This window comes from Salegentibacter sediminis (assembly GCF_002078605.1).
GTDB classification, from domain to species: Bacteria; Bacteroidota; Bacteroidia; order Flavobacteriales; family Flavobacteriaceae; genus Salegentibacter; species Salegentibacter sediminis.
The window spans coordinates 675,986-696,783 of record NZ_MSJR01000001.1; the positions used below are offsets into that span (position 1 = coordinate 675,986).

At 40.6% G+C, this 20,798-nt stretch carries 19 protein-coding genes, 1 tRNA gene and 1 pseudogene; 14 read left to right on the forward strand and 7 right to left on the reverse strand.

What is annotated here, in order from left to right; all coding sequences use genetic code 11:
- Nucleotides 1-31: 31 nt before the first annotated feature.
- The 3 genes from BUW93_RS03245 (at nt 32) to BUW93_RS03255 (ending at nt 3,274) form a co-directional block, all read left to right on the forward strand.
- Nucleotides 32-394, forward strand: coding sequence for an MmcQ/YjbR family DNA-binding protein (locus BUW93_RS03245; protein WP_081209133.1), 363 nt, complete (start codon nt 32-34; stop codon nt 392-394).
- Entirely contained in the window at nt 391-2,169 is a 1,779-nt protein-coding gene (locus BUW93_RS03250) for a MutS-related protein (RefSeq protein ID WP_081209135.1), read from the forward strand. Before BUW93_RS03245 ends, BUW93_RS03250 begins: the two co-directional genes overlap by 4 nt.
- Nucleotides 2,170-2,266: 97 nt before the next feature.
- Nucleotides 2,267-3,274 carry a metal-dependent hydrolase gene (locus tag BUW93_RS03255; RefSeq protein ID WP_081209137.1) on the forward strand — a complete coding sequence of 336 codons (1,008 nt, stop codon included), beginning with the start codon at nt 2,267-2,269 and terminating at the stop codon, nt 3,272-3,274.
- A 3-nt stretch (nt 3,275-3,277) separates the two neighbouring features.
- On the opposite strand, the gene BUW93_RS03260 is transcribed toward BUW93_RS03255, so the two are convergent.
- Nucleotides 3,278-3,604: a helix-turn-helix domain-containing protein gene (locus BUW93_RS03260; protein WP_232778300.1), complete on the reverse strand. Its 327-nt coding sequence runs from the start codon at nt 3,602-3,604 to the stop codon at nt 3,278-3,280.
- A gap of 8 nt (nt 3,605-3,612) precedes the next feature.
- Nucleotides 3,613-3,798, reverse strand: a complete 186-nt coding sequence (locus tag BUW93_RS15170; protein ID WP_394334622.1) for a type II toxin-antitoxin system RelE/ParE family toxin — start codon at nt 3,796-3,798, stop codon at nt 3,613-3,615.
- Between the two features lie 258 nt (nt 3,799-4,056).
- On the opposite strand from BUW93_RS15170, the gene BUW93_RS03270 reads away from it, so the two are divergent.
- Both BUW93_RS03270 and BUW93_RS03275 read left to right on the forward strand, forming a co-directional pair.
- On the forward strand, nt 4,057-5,778 hold the full coding sequence (locus BUW93_RS03270) for a DUF885 domain-containing protein (RefSeq protein WP_081209139.1): 1,722 nt from the start codon (nt 4,057-4,059) through the stop codon (nt 5,776-5,778).
- A gap of 34 nt (nt 5,779-5,812) precedes the next feature.
- Entirely contained in the window at nt 5,813-6,391 is a 579-nt protein-coding gene (locus BUW93_RS03275) for a PhnA domain-containing protein (RefSeq protein ID WP_081209141.1), read from the forward strand.
- Nucleotides 6,392-6,443: 52 nt separating this feature from the next.
- Here BUW93_RS03275 and BUW93_RS03280 read toward each other — a convergent pair whose 3' ends face one another.
- Together BUW93_RS03280 and BUW93_RS03285 are read right to left on the reverse strand one after the other, a co-directional pair.
- A complete protein-coding gene (locus BUW93_RS03280; RefSeq protein ID WP_081209507.1) occupies nt 6,444-8,540 on the reverse strand; it encodes a dipeptidyl-peptidase 3 family protein in 2,097 nt (698 codons plus the stop codon).
- A gap of 273 nt (nt 8,541-8,813) precedes the next feature.
- Nucleotides 8,814-10,208, reverse strand: a complete 1,395-nt coding sequence (locus tag BUW93_RS03285; protein WP_081209143.1) for a dipeptidase — start codon at nt 10,206-10,208, stop codon at nt 8,814-8,816.
- Nucleotides 10,209-10,347: 139 nt separating this feature from the next.
- On the opposite strand from BUW93_RS03285, the gene BUW93_RS03290 reads away from it, so the two are divergent.
- A tRNA-Leu gene (locus BUW93_RS03290) sits at nt 10,348-10,429 on the forward strand.
- 216 nt (nt 10,430-10,645) lie between these two features.
- Nucleotides 10,646-10,850 (forward strand): annotated as a pseudogene (locus BUW93_RS03295) (heavy metal translocating P-type ATPase); the annotation flags it as partial.
- Between the two features lie 212 nt (nt 10,851-11,062).
- Here the strand turns inward: BUW93_RS03295 and BUW93_RS03300 are convergent.
- The 3 genes from BUW93_RS03300 to BUW93_RS03310 form a co-directional block, all read right to left on the reverse strand.
- A complete protein-coding gene (locus tag BUW93_RS03300) occupies nt 11,063-11,626 on the reverse strand; it encodes a PIN domain-containing protein (protein ID WP_081209145.1) in 564 nt (187 codons plus the stop codon).
- The gene (locus BUW93_RS03305; protein ID WP_081209147.1) at nt 11,616-12,071 is read right to left on the reverse strand and encodes a helix-turn-helix domain-containing protein; all 456 of its coding nucleotides are present in this window, start codon (nt 12,069-12,071) and stop codon (nt 11,616-11,618) included. The genes BUW93_RS03300 and BUW93_RS03305 overlap by 11 nt, the downstream gene beginning before the upstream one ends.
- A gap of 160 nt (nt 12,072-12,231) precedes the next feature.
- Nucleotides 12,232-13,125: an AraC family transcriptional regulator gene (locus BUW93_RS03310; RefSeq protein ID WP_081209149.1), complete on the reverse strand. Its 894-nt coding sequence runs from the start codon at nt 13,123-13,125 to the stop codon at nt 12,232-12,234.
- Between the two features lie 196 nt (nt 13,126-13,321).
- On the opposite strand from BUW93_RS03310, the gene BUW93_RS03315 reads away from it, so the two are divergent.
- The 7 genes from BUW93_RS03315 (at nt 13,322) to BUW93_RS03345 (ending at nt 20,793) form a co-directional block, all read left to right on the forward strand.
- Complete coding sequence (locus BUW93_RS03315; RefSeq protein WP_081209151.1) at nt 13,322-14,440, forward strand: alpha/beta hydrolase; 1,119 nt, start codon at nt 13,322-13,324, stop codon at nt 14,438-14,440.
- 27 nt (nt 14,441-14,467) lie between these two features.
- Entirely contained in the window at nt 14,468-15,319 is an 852-nt protein-coding gene (locus tag BUW93_RS03320) for a DUF4440 domain-containing protein (RefSeq protein ID WP_081209153.1), read from the forward strand.
- Nucleotides 15,309-15,758 carry a putative quinol monooxygenase gene (locus tag BUW93_RS03325; protein ID WP_081209155.1) on the forward strand — a complete coding sequence of 150 codons (450 nt, stop codon included), beginning with the start codon at nt 15,309-15,311 and terminating at the stop codon, nt 15,756-15,758. Before BUW93_RS03320 ends, BUW93_RS03325 begins: the two co-directional genes overlap by 11 nt.
- 40 nt (nt 15,759-15,798) lie before the next feature.
- A complete protein-coding gene (locus BUW93_RS03330; protein ID WP_081209157.1) occupies nt 15,799-16,422 on the forward strand; it encodes a flavodoxin in 624 nt (207 codons plus the stop codon).
- Nucleotides 16,423-16,447: 25 nt separating this feature from the next.
- Nucleotides 16,448-17,569, forward strand: a complete 1,122-nt coding sequence (locus tag BUW93_RS14890) for a carboxymuconolactone decarboxylase family protein (RefSeq protein ID WP_081209159.1) — start codon at nt 16,448-16,450, stop codon at nt 17,567-17,569.
- 473 nt (nt 17,570-18,042) lie between these two features.
- Nucleotides 18,043-18,501, forward strand: a complete 459-nt coding sequence (locus tag BUW93_RS03340) for a (2Fe-2S)-binding protein (RefSeq protein WP_081209161.1) — start codon at nt 18,043-18,045, stop codon at nt 18,499-18,501.
- 15 nt (nt 18,502-18,516) lie between these two features.
- Nucleotides 18,517-20,793, forward strand: a complete 2,277-nt coding sequence (locus BUW93_RS03345) for a xanthine dehydrogenase family protein molybdopterin-binding subunit (RefSeq protein WP_081209163.1) — start codon at nt 18,517-18,519, stop codon at nt 20,791-20,793.
- The last annotated feature ends 5 nt before the right edge of the window (nt 20,794-20,798 follow it).

Below are 20,798 nucleotides of genomic sequence, written 5' to 3' on the forward strand. Positions count from 1 at the left end.
TCCTTTAGGGGGAGGGCCAGGGAGGGGGCTTATGGATATCGAAACTTTTAGAAATTACTGCATCAGCAAAAAGGGAGTGACTGAAGGTCTTCCTTTTGGGCCCGATACTCTTGTGTTTAAGGTGATGGGTAAAATGTTTGCTTTAGCTGCATTAGACAAGGTGCCTTTATTTGTAAATCTTAAATGTGATCCGGAGAAAGCTATCGAATTGCGGGAAACTTACGAAAGCCATATCCTTCCGGGATATCATATGAATAAAAAAAACTGGAATAGCCTTATATTAGACGGCCAGATAAATCCGTCGCTGGTCTTTGAACTAACCGATCATTCCTATGATCTTGTGGTGCAGGGGCTTCCGAAGAAATTGCAGCAGGAACTCGAAACTATAAAATGAAACAAGCTTTAGAATTTTATATAGATCAAAAAGAGAATCATCAATTTCAACTCAACCAAATATCCCGGAAATTACTTTTTTCCAGTTTATTGAGGCTACTGGTTTTTTTGATCATCGCCTTTGCGATTTATTATTTCTTCGGAAATATGAATGTGCTGGTGCCGGTGGTTATTGGAGGAATCGCCCTCTTTCTCTTTCTGGTGTCCAGGCATAGCAATCTTAAGGATAAAGCCGATAAACAGAAGGAGCTTATCCGCCTTAATGAGCTGGAGATAGAAATCTTAAAACACAGGAATTTCTATGATCTTCCCGAAGGAACTGAATTTGAAGATCCGCTGCATGCTTTTAGCCAGGACATCGATCTCTTCGGAAGAGGGTCTTTTTTCCAATATCTGAATCGCACGGCACTCTACGAAGGCACAAAGAAATTGGCAGCGATGCTAACTGAAAATTCTATCGATTTCATTCGGCAGAAACAGGAAGCGATAAAGGAACTTGAACAAAAACCCAAATGGAGACAGGAATTTACTGCCCTTGCCAGCTTGGTGAAAACAGAAACGCCATCCAAAACCGTGGTGCAGTGGCTCAAAAAATACAGGAATTTTGTGCCAGCTTATATGAAATGGCTACCCATAGTGTTTTCAGTGCTTTCCTTGTTGGTGATCCTGGGTTACTCTTTAGATTATCTAAAAGGCATTCATCTTTTTCTTTGGTTTCTCGCAGGCTTGCTGTATACCGGGATTTACCTAAAAAAGATCAACCTGCTGTCTGGTAGTGTGAGCAAAATACAGGATACCTTTCATCAGTATCATCATTTACTGGCTTTGCTGGAAAAGGCTGAGTTCTCTTCAGAAATAATGAAAAAGAATCAGCAACTCATTCACACCGAAAAGAAAAAAGCATCAGCGATTTTCAAAGAATTTTCCAAAGCCATAGATGCACTTGACCAGCGAAATAATATGTTGTTTGGGATTTTTGCCAACGGATTCCTGCTTTGGGACCTGCGTCAAAGCTATAAACTGGAGAAATGGATCACTGCTTACCGTCAGAATGTTGAGAACTGGTTCGAAGTGATAGAAAATACCGATGCCTATAACTCCCTGGGAAATTTCTCTTTTAATCATCCCGATTATGTTTTCCCGGAAATCAATGCTGAAGAAAATGGGATTTCAGCAACTGCTCTCGCCCATCCTTTGCTGGATCCCGAGAAAAGGGTAGCTAATGATTTCAGTATAAATAACGAAGAATTTTTCATCATCACCGGAGCCAATATGGCCGGGAAAAGTACCTTCCTGCGCACTGTTTCTTTGCAGATCCTGATGAGCAATATCGGTCTCCCTGTTTGTGCTGAAAACTGTAAATACTCGCCGATTAAACTCATTACCAGTATGCGTACCAGCGATTCGCTTAGCGACGATGAATCCTATTTTTTCTCAGAATTAAAACGCCTGAAATTTATCGTAGACGAAATTAAAACCGATAGGTATTTCATTATTCTCGATGAGATCCTTAAGGGAACTAACAGCAGCGATAAAGCTATAGGTTCAAAGAAATTTATCAGAAAACTTGTCGGTTCAAAATCTACCGGGATCATCGCTACCCACGACCTGAGTCTTTGCGAGATCACCAGCGAATTGCCACAGGTGAAAAATCATTATTTCGATGCCGAAATTGTAAACGACGAATTGTTTTTCGACTATAAGTTCAAAGACGGAATTTGCCAGAATATGAATGCTTCATTCCTGCTTCGGAAAATGGAAATCGTGGATGATTAATTAGAATTCTACAAGTACGTCATACCGGACTTGATCCGGTATCTCATCCTCAAATTATGGATAAATCGGAAACGCTGATTAACTTATAAACCAATAAATGGATTCATTAACTCAAATTGTATTAGGTGCCGCGGTTGGAGAGGCCGTACTCGGCCGAAAGGTTGGAAACAAGGCAATGCTTTATGGCGCTATTGCGGGAACCATTCCCGATCTTGATACCTTTGCCAGTGCTTTTACCGATACCATCACCGCGATAGAAATCCATCGCGGATTCACTCATTCTATTGTTTTTGCGGTCTTGTTCGCCCCGGTCTTTGGCTGGCTGATTTCAAAGATCGAGCGCAAATCTATGGCCACCTGGAAAAACTGGTCCTGGCTTATGTTTTGGGGCTTGTTTACTCATCCTTTGCTGGATGCTCATACCACCTGGGGAACTCAGTTGCTCTGGCCGTTGGAAGTGAGGCTGGCTTATAAGAATATTTTTGTGATCGATCCGCTTTATACCTTACCATTTCTGGTTTTTCTTATCCTGGCGATGCGACAGAAACGGGATTCTCAAATGCGCAGACGCTATAACAATCTTGGTCTTATAATTTCAAGTATTTATCTACTGATCATCACTCCCGGAATAAAATTATACACCTATAACAAATTTACCGAAGCTCTGGCAGCACAGGGAATTGCCTATAAAAAGATCGAAACCAAACCCGCTCCGTTAAATACCATTCTCTGGACGGCCAATGTGGAGGTGGAAGATTCCTATTTAATCGGGGACTATTCCCTCTTCGACTCAAAACCCATTCAATTTGTAGAATATCCCAAAAACCATCATTTACTGGGAGACTGGAAAGAAAAAAGGAATGTGCAGCGCCTTATCAAAATCTCTGAAGGCTGGTATACGATATCCGAAAAGCAAGGAGAACTTTTCTTTAACGATCTTCGCTTCGGAACTCTGGATCCTTTTCCCCGCGCCGATTCCGAATTCGCTTTTAATTATAAGCTGGTGGAAGAAAACGGTAAAATTATGGCCGAAGAAACCCCTAAAACCCGTGGGGATGCAAAAGAATTGATGGCGCAACTGGGAGATCGTATTATGGGGAATTAGAGTTTAATTAAGCTCAAGATTATTATCCATTAATTCCACATTGAAACTGATTTTCGCATTGAGTGCTTTAAAAACTTTTAAGATAGTTTCAAATCTTGCGTCGTTTAGGTTATTCTCAATTTTAGAGATCTGTGCTTTTTGAACGCCAACCAATTTTCCGAGTTCAGCCTGAGTAAGATTTCGATCCTTTCTCGCCTTTTTTATGGCCTCTCCAATAAGGTCTAAGCGAAGTTCATCTTCGAAATCTTCTCTCTCCTTAGTTCCTGGTTTCCCGATGTATTTGTCGGTTACTTCCTCCAGGCTATAATGCTTTATCTTTTTAGTTTTCATTTCTATCATTAATTATTCTGAAAGTAAAATTTCATTATCCCTTCAGCCTTTAAAATTTCTTTCTTTGGAATTTTGCCTGTGCTTTTTGAAATCCCATGTGTAGCCAAAATTAAAGTTGAACTTTTGTCCCTTTTATCCCAAAAAGCAAAAAGACGGTAATAATTTTGATTATAGAGAGTTCGAAATTCCCAAATTTAATTTGTAAGTTTCTTTAATAAATTACTGTCGCGGGTGACTTGAGCCTTCCTGATATTATAGATGATTTTTCTTCGTGATTTATTATCGAGACTTTCAAGGAACTTTTCTGCCTCTTCTAAAAATATGACTTTAAAATTTTCATCCATCACTTAAAGATAGATGTTTCTTAATAAGGAAACAATTTTTGTGCCTTATTTCTTTATTTATTCAAAATTCAAAAGCTTTCTTATCTTTAGCTCAAATCTACTTCACTTATGAAAACCAGCTTTCAATACCTTCTCCTGCTCACAGTTTTTGTTTTCAGTAATGTTCTCCTGGCGCAAACCGAATCCGCAAAACTGGATTCCATAATCAAAACGGTTCAGGAGCATAAATTCTACGACCGGGAGGAATTCCCACTAGGGCTTTATTCCGAAGAAAATTATAAGCATCAGGCCGATTTTGCTGAAGAACGAATCGCAGAGCTGGAAAAGGTCAATGCAGAATCCCTAAGCGAGACGGAGAGAATTTCTCTGGAATTGCTAAAATTTAAACTTCAGGAGGATGTAGATCATTATAAATACGAGGCTTATTTGAATCCGCTGCTTTCCGATGCCGGATTTCATTTAAGTCTGGCTTATCAGGTTCGGGATCTCAATAATTATGCTCAGGTAAAGGCTTATCTCAATAAGCTCAATGCGATTCCTGCTTATGTAGATCAGCATTTGGTTTTGCTGCGAAAGGGCCTGGAAAAAGGCATCACTCAACCCCGGGTGATCTTTGAGGGATACGAGTCTACTTACAACGACCAGCTCGTAGATTCTCCCCGGGAAAGCTATTTCTTTGAGCCTTTTGAAAATCTGCCCCGCGGACTTTCAGCAGCACAAAAAGATTCGGTATTAAATGCTGCGGAAGAAGCGATTTCTAATAATGTGGTGCCGCAGTTTCAGCGGATAAAGGATTTCTTCGAGAAGGAATATTTGCTAAATACCCGCAACGAGCTTGGAGTTTCAGAAATTCCGAACGGGCGGGAGTATTACCAGAATAGACTCGATTATTATACCACCCTCGATCTTTCTGCAGAAGAGGTGCATCAAATCGGTTTGGATGAGGTAGCCCGTATCAATGCTGAAATGAAAAAGATCATCAAGGAAGTGGAGTTTGAAGGCAGTTTTGAAGATTTCATCCACTTTTTGCGAACCGATGAGCAGTTTTATGCAAAAACCGCCAAGGAACTTTTAAAGGAAGCCCGGGATATTTCCAAGCGTATAGACGCTAAGCTGCCGGCTTATTTCAAAACCCTGCCGCGAAAACCCTATGGGGTGGCGCCGGTGCCCGATGCCATCGCTCCAAAATACACTACCGGGAGATATATTGGTGCTTCGGATGAAACTCAACCTGGCTATTACTGGGTAAATACTTATAATTTGCCAAATCGCCCGCTGTATGTATTGCCTTCGCTTACCGCTCACGAGGCTGTGCCAGGGCATCACCTGCAAAATGCGCTAAATGCTGAACTGGGGGACAGCATCCCTAAATTCAGAAGAAATATGTATTTATCGGCTTACGGAGAAGGCTGGGGGCTTTATTCTGAAACCCTTGCCGAAGAGATGGGAATTTACCGAACTCCTTATGAGCGCTTCGGAAAACTCACCTACGAGCAATGGCGAGCCTGCCGACTCGTAATCGATACCGGAATTCACGCCATGGGCTGGAGCAGGGAAGAAGCTGTTGAATATTTCAGGAAAAACACAGCACTTTCTATGCATAATATCAATACCGAAGTAGATCGCTATATCTCCTGGCCGGGACAGGCGGTATCTTATAAAATAGGCGAGATCAAGATCAGGGAGCTTAGGAAAAAAGCAGAGGAGCAACTTGGTTCCGATTTCGATGTGCGGGAATTTCACGAGGTAATCCTGGAACAGGGCGTGGTAACGCTGCCGATCCTGGAAAAACGAGTGAATGCTTATATTCAGGAGTTGAGTTATAAATAGTTAAAAACTATCTTTGCAGCTTCAAATAAGTAAAATGAAATTAAAAGAAGAAATACAACAGCGCTCCGACTCCACCTGTGAACTTTGTGGAAATAAAGAAAATTTAAGTCTTTATACTCTGGAGGATTTTCCTGGAGAAGAGGTGGATGGCAGTTTTATGATTTGTTCGGTTTGTAGAGAGCAATTTGAAGATCCCGAAAAAGCAGAACCGAATCACTGGCGCTGCCTCAATGACTCAATGTGGAGCAGCGTGCCGGCGGTGCAGGTGGCAGCCTGGCGAATGCTGCATCATCTTAAAGCTGAAGGCTGGCCGCAAAACTTATTGGATATGATGTATATGGAAGATGAGCTGAAAGCTTTTGCGCAAAAGGGAATTAGCAACGGAGAGGCTTCCGCAGAAATTGTTCACCGCGACAGCAATGGTGCCGTGATCGAAGCCGGAGATACCGTGGTGCTTACCAAAGACCTGAATGTGAAAGGCAGTAGTTTAACTGCTAAACGGGGCACGGCAGTACGCCGGGTTTCCCTGGTGCACGATAACCCTGAACAGATTGAGGGAAAAGTGGAGGGACAGCAAATCGTGATTCTCACGAAGTTTGTAAAAAAAGTATAAAAAATGGCGCGGAATTCCGCGCCATTTTTTCTGTTTAACCTGCGATTAGATTTTACTCCGCAGCCTCATTTTCATCCAGAAGGTTATATTTTCTGGTGTATTCCAACATCTGAGTTTCAAAACTCTCAGGCTGGGTTACTTCGATTTTGATGATCTCACCACTTGCATTGGTTTCAGGAACAAGCACCGGATTCACAAATCCGCTATATGGTGCCGATTTGAAGGGCTCGTTTCTTTCGATCACTTCCTGGTGAATATCCTGGTCTACCTTTACTCCGTAGTTTTCTACGAGGTTTTTGGCGGCTTCATAATCACCTTCAGATTTTATTCTCTGGGTTTCACGTAGCAAGTCTCCGAATAATTCTCTAAGTTTCTGGTAATCTTTGATGTCGTAATAGGTTTTACCATCTTTGGTTACCTTCTCGATCACCCCGTCTTCACGACCTTTTTCAATTACCCAGGCACTTACCCACATTCTGTTTCTCATATGAGCTTCTTCGATATCGTCTCCCGGCTCAATTCTAAGCAGTTGAACTAACATCGCGTTTCTAATATAGCTGTCGTAGGAAGCTTTTCCGAGCTCTTCGGCGTTTTCTACAAGGCCTAATTCTTCCAGTTTCGGGTCCATAAGATAGTACAAACCTACAAGATCGGCGCGACCTTCTTCCATAGTGGAGGCGTAGCTCTTAAGGGTTTCTTTGGTTTCTCCCACTCCCGGGTTTATTTGCCCTGAGGCGTGACCTACCACCTCGTGCAAGGCAGTATGAAGTTTTCCAGAAAGCTCGCCGTACTTTTCAGCCAGTCTTATCTCTTCTTCATCATGTGCGAATTCGTGAAGTTTTTCAGAGCCACCAGCCTGGTTATAGGCTTCAATGATATTTCCTAAGGAAACAGATTTACTGCCGTGGGCCTTCCTGATCCAGTTGGCGTTTGGAAGGTTCACGCCAATAGGTGTACTTGGTGAAGCGTCTCCAGCTTCCCCAGCAACCACAACGGTTTTATAGGTTACCCCTACAACTTCTTCCTTCTTATGCTCGTCCATAATTGGGGCATTATCTTCAAACCACTGCACGTTATCTTCAAAAACCTGCATCTTCTTAGACATGTCGAAGTCCTTAATCTGTACGATATTCTCGTAAGAACCGCGGTATCCAATAGGGTCGTTATAGACCTCGATGAAACTGTTGATGTAATCAATATTACCTTCGGTAGCTTCTACCCAGGCTACGTTATAGTCGTCCCAGGTTTGTAGATCGCCGGTGGTATAATAATCAATAAGCAATCCTAAGGCTTTAGCCTGCTTTTCATTTTCGGCCACAGCCTCGGCTTTTTCCAGCCAGGAAATAATCTCGGTAATGGCATCTCCATAAAGTCCGTCTGCTTTATAGACCTGCTCAACGAGCTCTCCGTTTTGTTTTACTAATCTGGAGTTAAGTCCGTAGGAAAGCGGTTTCTCAGGATTTGGAGATTCTTTTTTAGCGTAAAAAGCTTCCGCTTCAGCGGCAGTCACATCGGGACCATAAAAGTTAACAGCCGAGCCTAATAACAGGCCTTCTTCCTGGTTAAGGTTTACTTTTTTGTTATCCTTATCGTTAAAGATTACCTCGTAAGCCTCTCCGTTAAGTTCCGTATTGGTTTCAGCAAGAAGGGTATCGAAATAATCTTTGCTGAAGCCCGGTTTTAGTTTGGCATTGGAGTAGTGGTGGTGAATCCCGTTTGAGAACCAAACCCGTTTCAGGTAGGTTTCAAATTCTTTCCAATCTTCTGAAGTTTTATCGCCCTGGTAATTGGTGTAGATGTTTTCCAGTGCTTTTCTGATTTTCAGGTTATGCCTGTAATTCTGTGCCCACATAATATCGCGGCCAGAAAGTCCGGCTTCCACCAGGTAATAAACCAGTTTTTGTTCCTTTAGGCTGAGGTCTTTCCAGCCCGGGATCTGGTAACGCAGGATCTTGATGTCTGCAAACTCGTCTACCAGATAATTAAATTCATCGTTTTCAGTAGTAGTTTCAGTATTCGTTTCAGGGGTTTGAGGGGTCTCGGGAGCTGGAGGAGCTATCACGGGACCATCAGTTCCTTGTCTGCTGGCATCACAGGCTGTAAAAACAGTGGCAAGGGCCAACAGGAAAATGCTAAATATTTTTCTCATAATGTTTTTGTTCTTATTGTAGTCAAAGTTATGAAACTTCATGCAGTAATGGATGCTAAAAAACTGATCAAAGACAGGAAACGCCTATATTTTTATTCGAAATATTTAAAAAACCGATCTTTTTACAGGGAGGTGCTGAAGCATCTGTAATAATCAGGTCGTTTAATTACAGATGTGTAATTGGCTTATTTTTAGGCTTTGGGGTGCTTTTTTGTAAAAAAACCTCATAGCTCCCGAAGACCTGTGAGGTTTAAAATATTAGGGTGCTTTTAACTACTCTTCCTGCTTCAGCTTCGTAAAATGCTTAAAGAATAAGGGAATAGTTTCAATTCCCTTCAGGTAATTCCAAATTCCGAAGTGTTCATTAGGAGAATGGATAGCATCGGTATCGAAGCCGAAGCCCATTAGAATTGTTTTGCTCTTTAATTCCTCTTCAAAAAGGGAGACAATAGGAATACTTCCTCCACTATGCTGCGGAATAGGTTCTTTCCCGAAGGCTTCAGCATAAGCATCATTCGCAGCCTGATATTCCAGGGTGTCTATTGGGGTTACGTAAGCCTGCCCACCGTGATGCGTGGTTACTTTCACCTTTACCGATTTTGGGGCGAGGCTTTCAAAATGTTTTGTAAACAATTCACTGATCTTTTCCCAGTCCTGATCGCTAACCAGCCGCATCGAAATCTTAGCATAGGCTTTTGAAGGCAATACCGTTTTGGCACCTTCCCCAATATAACCTCCCCAGATCCCGTTTACGTCCAGGGTAGGGCGAATAGAAGCGCGTTCGAGAGTAGAAAAGCCTTCCTCTCCCTGCACATCTGCGATGTCAAGTTTCTTTTTATATTCTTCCAGGTCAAACGGAGCTTCGGCCATTTTAGCTCTTTCGGCTTCGCTATATTCTTTTACATCATCATAGAATCCCGGAATAGTAATCCGGTTATTCTCATCCTGCAGGGAAGCGATCATCTTAGATAGCACGTTGATAGGATTGGCTACGGCGCCCCCGTAGAGTCCGCTGTGGAGGTCACGATTGGGCCCGGTTACTTCCACTTCCATATAGCTGAGGCCACGTAGGCCTGTGGTAATAGAGGGAGTGTCCTTAGCGATCATCCCTGTGTCACTGATGAGGATTACATCATTCTGAAGTTTCTCCCTGTTATTCTCAATAAACCAGCCCAGGTGTTCACTACCTACTTCCTCCTCACCCTCAATCATAAATTTCACGTTGCAGGGGAGCGCATCGTTTTTGGTCATATACTCCAGGGCCTTCACGTGCATGTACATTTGGCCTTTATCATCGCAGGCACCACGGGCGAAGATGGCGCCTTCCGGATGAATTTCGGTCTCTTTGATTACCGGCTCGAAAGGTGGCGAGTTCCAGAGATCTAAAGGATCTGGGGGTTGCACATCGTAATGGCCGTACACCAACACGGTGGGCAGGTTCTTATCGATTATTTTCTCGGCATAGACAACGGGATGACCGGGAGTCTCACATATCTCGGCGGAATCACAACCGGCCTCCAAAAGATTTTTCTTCACCGCTTCAGCGGTTTTTAGCATATCAGGCTTGTGTTTGGAATCGGCACTTACCGATGGAATTTTCAGAAGATCAATGAGTTCGCTTAGAAAACGATCTTTGTTCTCTTCTACGTATGATTTGATGTCTTTCATTATATGAATTTTTGATTGAGATAAAGGTAAAAAATTTTTTTGCGGACTATTTGTGAATTGAAACATTTATGTATATTTGCATCCGCTTACAACAAGTAAGTGCTTTTACAACGAGTCCTAAGTGTTGTAAAATGTAAATGCGGGCGTGGTGGAATTGGTAGACACGCTAGACTTAGGATCTAGTGCCGCGAGGTGTGAGAGTTCGAGTCTCTCCGCCCGCACAGCAAGGGAAAAGCCGACTTTTAGGAGTCGGCTTTTTTTGTTTGGGTAACACAAGGGTAACACATTTTATTAAAACGCCTTACATTAAATTCTTTTTAAACTTTTTTAACATCAAAAGTAGCAGAATGAAATGCGGTCGACGGTGGTCTTCCTGAGCACGAGCTAATTGCGGTCCAAAAAAGAAAGGGAATTCGAACGATGCTGCCAAAGAAGCCCTTAAAAAATTAAAAGAAAAAGAATCTACAGTAGCCATGGTTGGGGATGGGGGAAACGATGAGCCGGCAATAGCCAATAGCACCGTAGGAATAGCCAGCAGGAAGTAATGTTGCCTTGGAAGCGATGGATATTGCATTGATGGCCGACAAGCCGGAAACACTTCCATATGCTATTGGATTGAGTAGAAAATCTGAATCTATTATCAGCCCCATCCGCCTGGAATCCAAATTTACAAAACTTAGCTTTTTCGTAATTTAGGAAAGGATCTTTTTTGGATGGCTATAATAGTTGATAGAAATTTTAATTAGAAGATTCGTTAATTAAGTTTTTTCTAATTTTCTTAAATAAGGATTATTCAAATGGGGGTATCGGGCTGCGTAAGGATAACACCTTTTGGTTACCGGAAGTCCAATGAATTATAACTGAGAGTGTAAAAAATCTGCAGTATCCTTTAAACCTCTGTTCCGTAAAATATCTAAAACTTCAAACTCATTCAGATCAGGGTTTCTTCTGTTTAGCACCATTTCTTTAAAAGCCTCAACTGCTTGTTCCGGATTTAAATCGATTATATCGGTTAAAAAATCATCTGCAGTTTTAGCCGAAAGACCAAATGAAGCAAGATATTCTTTTGGAAAATCCTTTATATTATTAGTTACTATTACGTTAGCATTGGTTTTTATTCCTGCAGCTAAAACATGACAATCTTTAGGATCTGGTAGTGTGAGATTAGGTATTAAGGCTGAGTAATTATTAACCATGGCATCTGGAAAGGCTAAATTTGCTTTCTCAGCTCTTTTGCTGGCAACTGATTCTTCTACTCCCTTTCTTTTCATTACATCTTTCCACTCATCGAATATATGTTCGCTCCATTTCGGGGTATACAAATCATAATAAGCAAACCAGAAAAGCAAATCTCTAATTTCAATTGGATAAATGACGTTTGTGTCCAGAACACATTTAAACCTTACACTATGAATCATACAGACCTAATTCTTCATCAGACTTCATTATATCAATTAGATGTTGCTTCTGGTCCTTCTTCATCTTTCTTTTGTATTTCATAACATCTTCAAACCTAACACGTCTATGTTTACCAACCTTGGTAAATTCAATTTTACCTTCTTCGAGCAATTTCACGAAATGAGGTCTTGAACAACCCAAAATCTCCGCCGCTTTTTGCGTAGTAACTTCTGTAGCCATCGGCACTATCGAAAAAGGTTTACCTTCACTCATTGCCTTCAGAACTTCTCCCAATAATTTTAAAGCTTTTAATGGAATTTTGATCCTTTCCTGGGTTTCTTCAATTTCAATTTCAGGATTTTCCGATTTTAACTGCCGGATTACAGATGCTAAAGCATCATATGACTCAATAGCAATTTTTTGCTCATCTTTTGAAGGACGATTAATATTTTTAAAAGTTTCCATAACCTGATCTGTTTTGCTTCTACAATATTAAACGAAATAAACGAAACAGAATGATAAAAATTGTTAATTATATTAGCTATATCCAAAAACGGATTTACCCAAATTAAGATTATTGAACGACCTGGCGAGATGGCTCTCTCGCTTCGCCTCACTCAAAACATCAATTTGAATTTCGATATTGGGCAGGCGTATAGCCTGTCCCTTTTTTAAACATCCGGGTAAAATGCTGTGGGTATTTGAACCCCAATTCATAAGCGATCTGGCTTATAGATTTATCTGCTTCAAATATCTTTTCTTTAGCTATATCTATTAATTTAAGGTGGATATGATCCATTGCCGATTTACCGGTTTCCTTTTTAATTAAATCGCCAAAATAATTTGGGGAAAGATTTAATTCCTCTGCAAAATACGCTACAGAAGGCAGGCCTATTTGCTTCGGATTTTCAGAATGGAAATATTCATGTAATAATTTTTCAAAATTGGAGAGAATACCCTTATTTAAGTTCTCTCTGGTAATAAACTGCCTGTCATAGAAACGTTCGCAATAGTTCAGCAATAGTTCAATATTATTGGCTACAATCGTTTTACTGTGTTTGTCTATATTTTGATCGAGTTCGTAATCTATTTTTAAAAACAGTTCCTTTACTATTTGTTGTTCTTTTTTAGATAAGTGCAAAGCCTCGTTTAACTCATAGGAAAAAAAGTTATATCTATGGATATTTGCTGCAAGCGGAGTGCCTTTGATGAATTCCGGATCAAATAGTAAGGCAAAGCCTTTTGGATTGTAATCTTTTTGGCTTTTTATTCCCACCACCTGACCGGGACCCATAAATACCAGGGTACCTTCTTCATAATCATAATTATTACGCCCGTATTGGAGCTGCCCGCAGTTTACACCTTTAAGGAATATGGCATAAAAGCCGAAACTGAAATTGCCACTATGTAAAGGTTTCGCTGTGGAACTGTCAAAAGCAGTAATTAAGGGATGCCTGGTGGGTATCGCCTTAAGTTCATTGTACTGGGAGATGCTATCTATCTTAACTAAATCCTTCATATTACAGTATCTGAAATTTCCATACAAATATACCAATCAGATTATTAGTAAATTAGAAGACCAGGTCTAATCAGTAAAAATGGTAAGGATAGCAGTATTCTGTATACAAAGTGTGGCTGTTTATTATTCGATATTTGTATAGATATGGAATATTTATCTTTATTTAGGTATATGTTCAATTCAAAAATTTAGTAATATGATATTAAAAACACATATTAAACCTAAGACATTATCTTCTCCTTTTAAGGGGATTTTATTATTGCTAAGTTTTTTAATTTTTTCCTGCGGGGTTCAACATAATGATGAATTAATTATTGAAAAACAAGGAAGTTTCACCGTTGGAGGTACAGTAAAAAAGAGTCCTGGTACTTTTGACCCGGTGGAACACGGAGCATTTAATCCCGCTAATCAAAGTACCCAGGGGCAAACCCTGCACGGGGATCACGCCACGGTGCTTTTTCAACACCCGGTAAACTCCCGCGAATTACCACTGGTTTTCTGGCACGGATTCGGGCAATCGATGAGAACCTGGCAAACTACTCCCGATGGTAGAGAGGGATTCCAAAGTATTTTTCTTCGGAAACGTTTTCCGGTGTATTTAATCGACCAGCCCCGAAGAGGATTATCTGGAAGAAGTACTGAACCTACCACCATTTCGGCAGGTACCGATGATCAGTTGTGGTTTGGTATCTTCAGATTGGGATTAGGGACCGAATTTTATGAAGATGTACAATTCTCAAAAGATCCTGAAGCTTTAGATCAGTTCTTCCGACAAATGACTCCCGATACCGGGCCCTTGAATATAGAATTAAATATTGATGCGGTTTCTGCTCTATTCAATAAAATCGGTCCTGGCGTGTTGGTGACCCATTCCCACAGTGGTGGGCAAGGCTGGCTCACAGCTCTGGAAAATGACAATATAAAAGCTATCGCATCTTATGAGCCGGGAAGTAATTTTGTATTTCCGGAGGGAGAAGTACCGGAAGCAATACCTTATTTAGGCGGTCAACTCAGTGCACGGGCAGTTCCTATGTCTGATTTCGAAAAGCTTACTGAAATTCCAATTATCATCTATTATGGAGATTATATCCCTGAAGAAGAAACACAGAACCCGGGTAAAGAACAGTGGCGGGCAGCGCTTACTATGGCCAGAAAATGGACTTCTATCGTGAACAAGCACGGGGGAGATGTTACGCTGGTACCACTACCCGAAATCGGAATGAAAGGTAATACGCATTTCCCAATGTCAGATTTAAACAATCAAGAAGTTGCTGAACACTTGTTCGAGTGGCTACAGGAAAAAGCTTTGGACTAAAAACATAATAATCTTAAATAATACATTATGAGACTCATAAAAAAATTCTGTTTAATTGCCGTAATCGGGCTGCTTTCATCGTACTCCTTGATGGCTCAAAATGAAATTTTTCCGAAAGGTGAAAAAGCACCGAACGTTTATCATACCGGAGATGTTTGGCTAAACCACCTGGCTGATGCCGATGAAAACTTCGATTTTAATGTAGTACAGGCAACAATGGCAGCCGGTTCAAAATTGAATTGGCATCTTCATCCAAAGGGTCAACAATTATACATCACAGGCGGAGTTGGCTATTACCAGGAAAAAGGAAAGGAAGTTCAGGTAGTAAAAAAAGGAGAGGTGATAAAATGTGATCCAGAAGTGGAACATTGGCACGCTGCCACCCCCAATACCCCGGTTACTTATATCGCAATAAGTGGAAATGCACCTACCAAATGGACTGATACCATTACCGCGGAAACCTATAATGCTATCAAGGCTCCAGAATTATCAAGTTCGGATATTGAAAAAGAAATCAAAGAACTTTCCAAAAAGAAATGGGATTGGATGGCCGATAAGGATGCCGATAAACTTGAAAACTTATTTCACGAGAAATCCCAGTTTGTTCATATGGGCGGAAGCTGGGGAAAAGACCGTGAGGTTGAGGTTATTCGTAGCGGAGGTATACACTATAAGAAAGCAGATATTCACGAAGTGTCTGCAGATATTATAGGTAATACTGCTATTGTTTCAAGCCGAATCACCCTATTGGCAGTGGTAGGTGGAAATGAAGTAACTAATCCTTTTATAGCGACCGAGGTTTATGTAAAAGAAGGGAATGAATGGAAATTAGCAAACCTTTCTTTTGTAAAACAACTTTCTAGTCCTAATGAAGATTAAAAAAGCAGGGATGAAACTCCCTAAAGTAGTGTTGATATTATTTTTAGCAATATTCTGTATTAGTTCTTATGGCCAGGAAAAAAATGAGGACCAGGATGTTGAAGTCGATGAAATGATTATAAGGATGGCTAAAATTAAAGTATATGCTAACCACAGAGATGAATACATTGCTATTCTTAACGAAGAGGCAGAAGCTTCAATTAAATTGGAACCGGGAGTAATATGTATTTATCCAATGTATCAAAAAGAAAATCCTACTGAGATAAGGTTACTGGAAATCTACGCTAATAAAAAGGCTTATCAATCACATTTAGAAACACCCCATTTTAAATCTTATAAAGAAAAAACGAGAAGTATGATTGATACCCTCGAATTAATTGATATGGAGGCTTTAGATAAAGAAGCAATGCCTCTAATTTTTAGTAAAATTAAAGAATAAGATTAATTCAAATTTCAATCTCAATTAAATATTGAAGTTAATGAACAAGAGTTTAGTTGTCATATTATCATCCCTAATTTTTGCAGTGGAAATGGATTGTGCTAATTCTCAGGAGAAAATATCTTTAGGTTCAGAGAAACCACTTATTGTATACCTGTCTCGAACCCAAAATACAAAAGTGGTAGCCGAGCTAATCCAGAATAAGGTGGGTGGAGAACTGGTAGCCCTTGAAAAAGAAAATCCCTACCCCGAGGATTATCAAAAAATCGTGGATCAGGTAGATCGTGAGAATGAAGAAGGATACCTACCTCCATTAAAAACAAAAATAGAAGATCTTGAAAGTTATGATACGATCTTTATAGGCTTTCCTACCTGGGATATGCAAATGCCACCACCAATGAAATCCTTTTTAACTGAAAATGATATGAGTGGAAAAACCATAATCCCATTTAACACCAATGCCGGATTTGGAGTAGGACAGGGATTTGAACAATTGCGAGAGCTATCTCCTGAAAGTGATATTCTTGAAGGTTTTTCGATAGAAGGCGGCTATGAAAAAAGAGGGGTATTCTTAGCCATTCAGGGAGAACGTGAGGAAGAAGTCTCAGATCAGCTTTATACCTGGTTGCAAAAAATTGGGCTTCTAGAAAGATTATCCAAATAACTATTGAATCTTAAAATTTAAAAAAATGAACTATAATTTTAGAAGTATACTTTTTTGTTTGTTGATAGTAGTGCCTTTCACTATTTCAGCACAATCGGAAAATGAAAAGTTAAATCCTACTGAATATAGTATTGCCAGAATTTCTGCGGCTACTGCTACAGGAGATCTTGAAACTTTAGAAGATGCCTTAAACGAAGGTTTGGATAATGGACTTAGCATCAATAAAATAAAAGAGGAACTTGTTCATCTGTATGCCTATACCGGATTCCCCAGAAGTCTTATGGCCATCAATATGCTAACCGAGGTGTTGGACGATAGAAGGGAAAAGGGAATTGAAGACGTAGTGGGGGAAGCGCCTAAAGATTTAGAAGAAGGCAATAAATATGAAATAGGAAAGGAAGTTTTGGCCGATCTAACCGGAGTAGAAGACCGCCCAACAGCTGGTTATGCTAAGACAGTTCCCATTATTGAAGTCTTTTTAAAGGAACACCTCTTTGCAGATATTTTTAAGCGAGGGGTATTGAGTTATAAAGAGCGGGAAATTGCTACGGTGGCTGCCCTTTTAAGTATGGGGGGTGCGGCACCTATGGCTACAGGTCATATTAAAATTAGTATGAGACACGGAGTGACTGAACCGCAGATACTTCAAATTGTGGAGATGATAGAAAACGAAATTGATAAAGAAACAGGTCTTGAGAGTAGGGACGTTGTAGCAGGATTAATTTCCGGGGAACCTGCTGAAACGAAACCCACAACTGATAACAGTGAAAAAATATATCCACGAGGTGAAAAAATAGAAAATCCTGTATTTACCGGGAATGCGTGGGTTAATTTTTTAGTTACAGCCGATGAGGTAAATAAAAATTCTGTAGGTGTCGTAACCTTTGAACCCGGAGCCAGGACCTTTTGGCACCAGCATCCCAATGGACAGATAATACTTGCCCTTTCGGGAGAAGGATATTATCAGGAAAAGGGGAGTGCAAAAGTAATAATGAAAAAAGGAGATGTAGCAAAATGCCCTGCGGATACACCTCACTGGCACGGCGCTGGTCCGAATGACGAATTTGTGCAAATAGCCATTACCAGTAGGGTTGATGGTCCTACACAATGGGGTGATGAGGTTTTAGATTCCCAGTATAATGAATAAAATGGTCAAGAAAAAAAAGGATTAAATAACCACCATAGGCCAACGAGCTTGTTTTTAGGAACCAACCTTTGTTCATTGAAGTTTTTCCTCTTGAAATAACTTTTTAAAAATTAATCTATATTCCGGAAAAGGTATTCCGGCTTTCTAAACCTGGTTATAGCAAGAATTATATGGAATATATTCATCACTATTATAAATAATTTACTTGATAAGGTATTTAATTTCACATAATTTAAAAAATTTAATAAGTTGTGACTAAAAATAATCGCTTTTAGTATTTAAAACTGTAAAAATGGTAAGTAATTCAGTGATTCGGGTTAATTGGGTCATCCAATAATTAACCAACTTTGTAATATTCATATCTTTTAAAAAGGTAAGAGATTAACGGGAATAGTTTTCTATTTGTTAATTTTAACAAGCTAAAAAGATTATTTTTTATACTTTAATAGCCCTTCAACTAAATATAGATAATTATGGCACAGTTCGATGTAAAGATTAACGGTAAGAAGCATTCGGTAGATGTAGATCCTGAAACTCCATTACTTTGGGTGCTGCGCGATAATTTTAAATTGGTTGGCACAAAATATGGCTGCGGGATTGCACAATGTGGTGCATGTACCGTCCACTTTAACGGTTCTGCTGTACGCTCCTGCCAGGTTCCAATTTCAGCAGTAGAAGATAATGAAATAACAACTATAGAAGGCCTCTCCGAAAACGGAGATCACCCTGTTCAAAAGGCCTGGTTGGAGCACGATGTCCCCCAATGCGGATATTGCCAGGCTGGGCAGATTATGGCAGCTACGGCACTTTTAAAAAATAACCCCAGTCCCAGTGATTCAGAAATTGAAGAGGTAATGAATGGAAATATTTGCCGCTGCGGAACTTATAATCGGATTAAAGCCGCTATCAAATCAGCTTCCCAAACCGTATAATTAAAACCCGAAAAAATGAAGAAAGTAAAAACAGGAATGGGCAGAAGGTCATTCATCAAGAATGTATCACTTGTCGGTGGAGGATTATTGATCGGTTTTAACTGGCTGGCCTGCAAGCAAGCGGCTGAAGAAAACGGTGGAGAAGTGGCTATGCAAATGCCCGATGAGTGGTTTGAACTCAATGGATATTTGAAGATTGGAGATAATGGAATTGTCACTATTTATTCTCCTAACCCCGAGATAGGACAAAATGTAAAAACAGCAATGCCAATGCTTGTTGCAGAAGAACTGGATGTTGACTGGAGCAATGTGATTGTAGAACAAGCACCGCTTAACCTTGATGTTTTTACACGGCAACTTGCCGGAGGTAGCCAATCTATTCGCCAGGGATGGGAGCCGCTAAGAATGGCAGGGGCTACCGCCAAACAAATGTTGTTGAGTGCAGCGGCTAAAGAGTGGGAAGTCCCCGTTTCTGAACTTTCTGTTGATAAAGGAATCATTAGTCATAAAGCTAGCGATAGGTCTATAGGTTATGGAGAAATTGCCAAAGCGGCTACAAAGATTGAAGTACCTAAAGAAATTGAACTGAAAGATAATAGTGATTTTAAAATTATCGGTACTTCCCGAAAAAATGTAGATGCTAAAAAAATAGTAACGGGAAAACCCTTATACGGGTTGGATAGCTATGAAGATGATATGCTTATTGCAATGATAGTTCAACCGCCGGCCTTCGGGATGGAGTTTAAATCCATGGATGCAACTAAAGCAAAAGAAATGCCCGGAATAAAAGATATTTTTACCATAGATACATATCCTGAAGCTATGGAGCGGGAATGGAGTGATGTGGCTGCTTTTTCCAAATTGGTAGTAGTCGTGGGGGAATCAACCTGGCAGGTAATGCAGGCTAAGAAAGCTTTAAATGTGGAATGGGATTTAAAACCTGATTTAACACATCAGGTGCAAATTCTGGAAAAATCTCCTGGAATGGAGGAAACAGGTGGCCTGGAGAATTCCGATATGCATACAGCCCTGATGAACGATGCCGGACCTGCGAAATCAGAAGTAGTTAGAAAAGATGGCGATCCCGAATCGGCTTTTAAGAATGCTGCCCGGGTTATTGAGCGTTCGTATTCCTGCCCATTCCTCGCGCACAATTGTATGGAACCGATGAACTTTTATGCCAATGTCACCGATGAAAAGGCAGAACTATTGGGGCCAATCCAAACCCCTGAGTTTGCTGAGAAAAGTGTAAATAAACGATTAGGATTCGAGCTCGATAAAATAGATGTTCAAATGACCCGAATGGGTGGGGGATTCGGCCGCCGGCTTTATGGTAACTTCCTTGTGGAAGCTGCGGTAATATCACAAAAAATGAAGAAGCCGATAAAATTAGTATATACCCGGGAAGACGATATGGCTAATGGAGTGTATCGTCCCGCTTACAAGGTCTCCTACCGGGCTGCACTTGATGCGAACAATAATATTACCGCGTTTCATGTAAATGCCGGGGGGATTACCGAAAGTCCACTTTTTGCAAATCGTTTTCCGGCAGGAGCAATTGATAATTATTTGGCCGAGAGTTGGACAATAGATTCGAGTATCTCCACAGGAGCTTTCAGGGCACCGCGTTCGAATTTTATTGCCGGGGCAGAACAATCTTTTTTAGATGAACTTGCTGAGGAAGTTGGAAAAGATCCGATCCAGTTTCGTTTGGATATGCTAAAACGAGCGAAAAATGATCCGGTAGGTGAAGAGAATGATTACGATCCGGTGCGATATGCCGGGGTTCTGGAACTTGTCAGGGATAAAGCTGGTTGGAATAATAATAATTCTACTTCAAGTAAAGGTGTAGCTGCCTATTATTGCCATAATTCCTATGTTGCACAAATTTTAGAAATGGATCTAAAAGATAACGAGCCGGTCATCGATAAAGTAACCTGCGCCGTAGACTGTGGTATTGTCGTAAATCCTGATGCCGCCAAAAATATGGTGGAAGGAGGTACTATCGATGGGATTGGACATGCCTTATACAGCGAATTATCATTTAAGGATGGCGCCGTACAACAAAATAATTTTGATTCCTATCGCCTAATTCGACATCGTGAAGCTCCAAAAAAGATCGATGTACATTTTGTGGAAAATGGAATAGATCCAACGGGATTAGGAGAGCCGCCCTTTCCACCGGTGCAGGGAGCTTTGGCAAATGCCCTGTATAAAGCAACCGGAAAGCGAATTTATAAGCAACCGTTTTTACCGGAAATCACCGCGGAAAGCAGAGAGTTAAAAACTTAATTGGT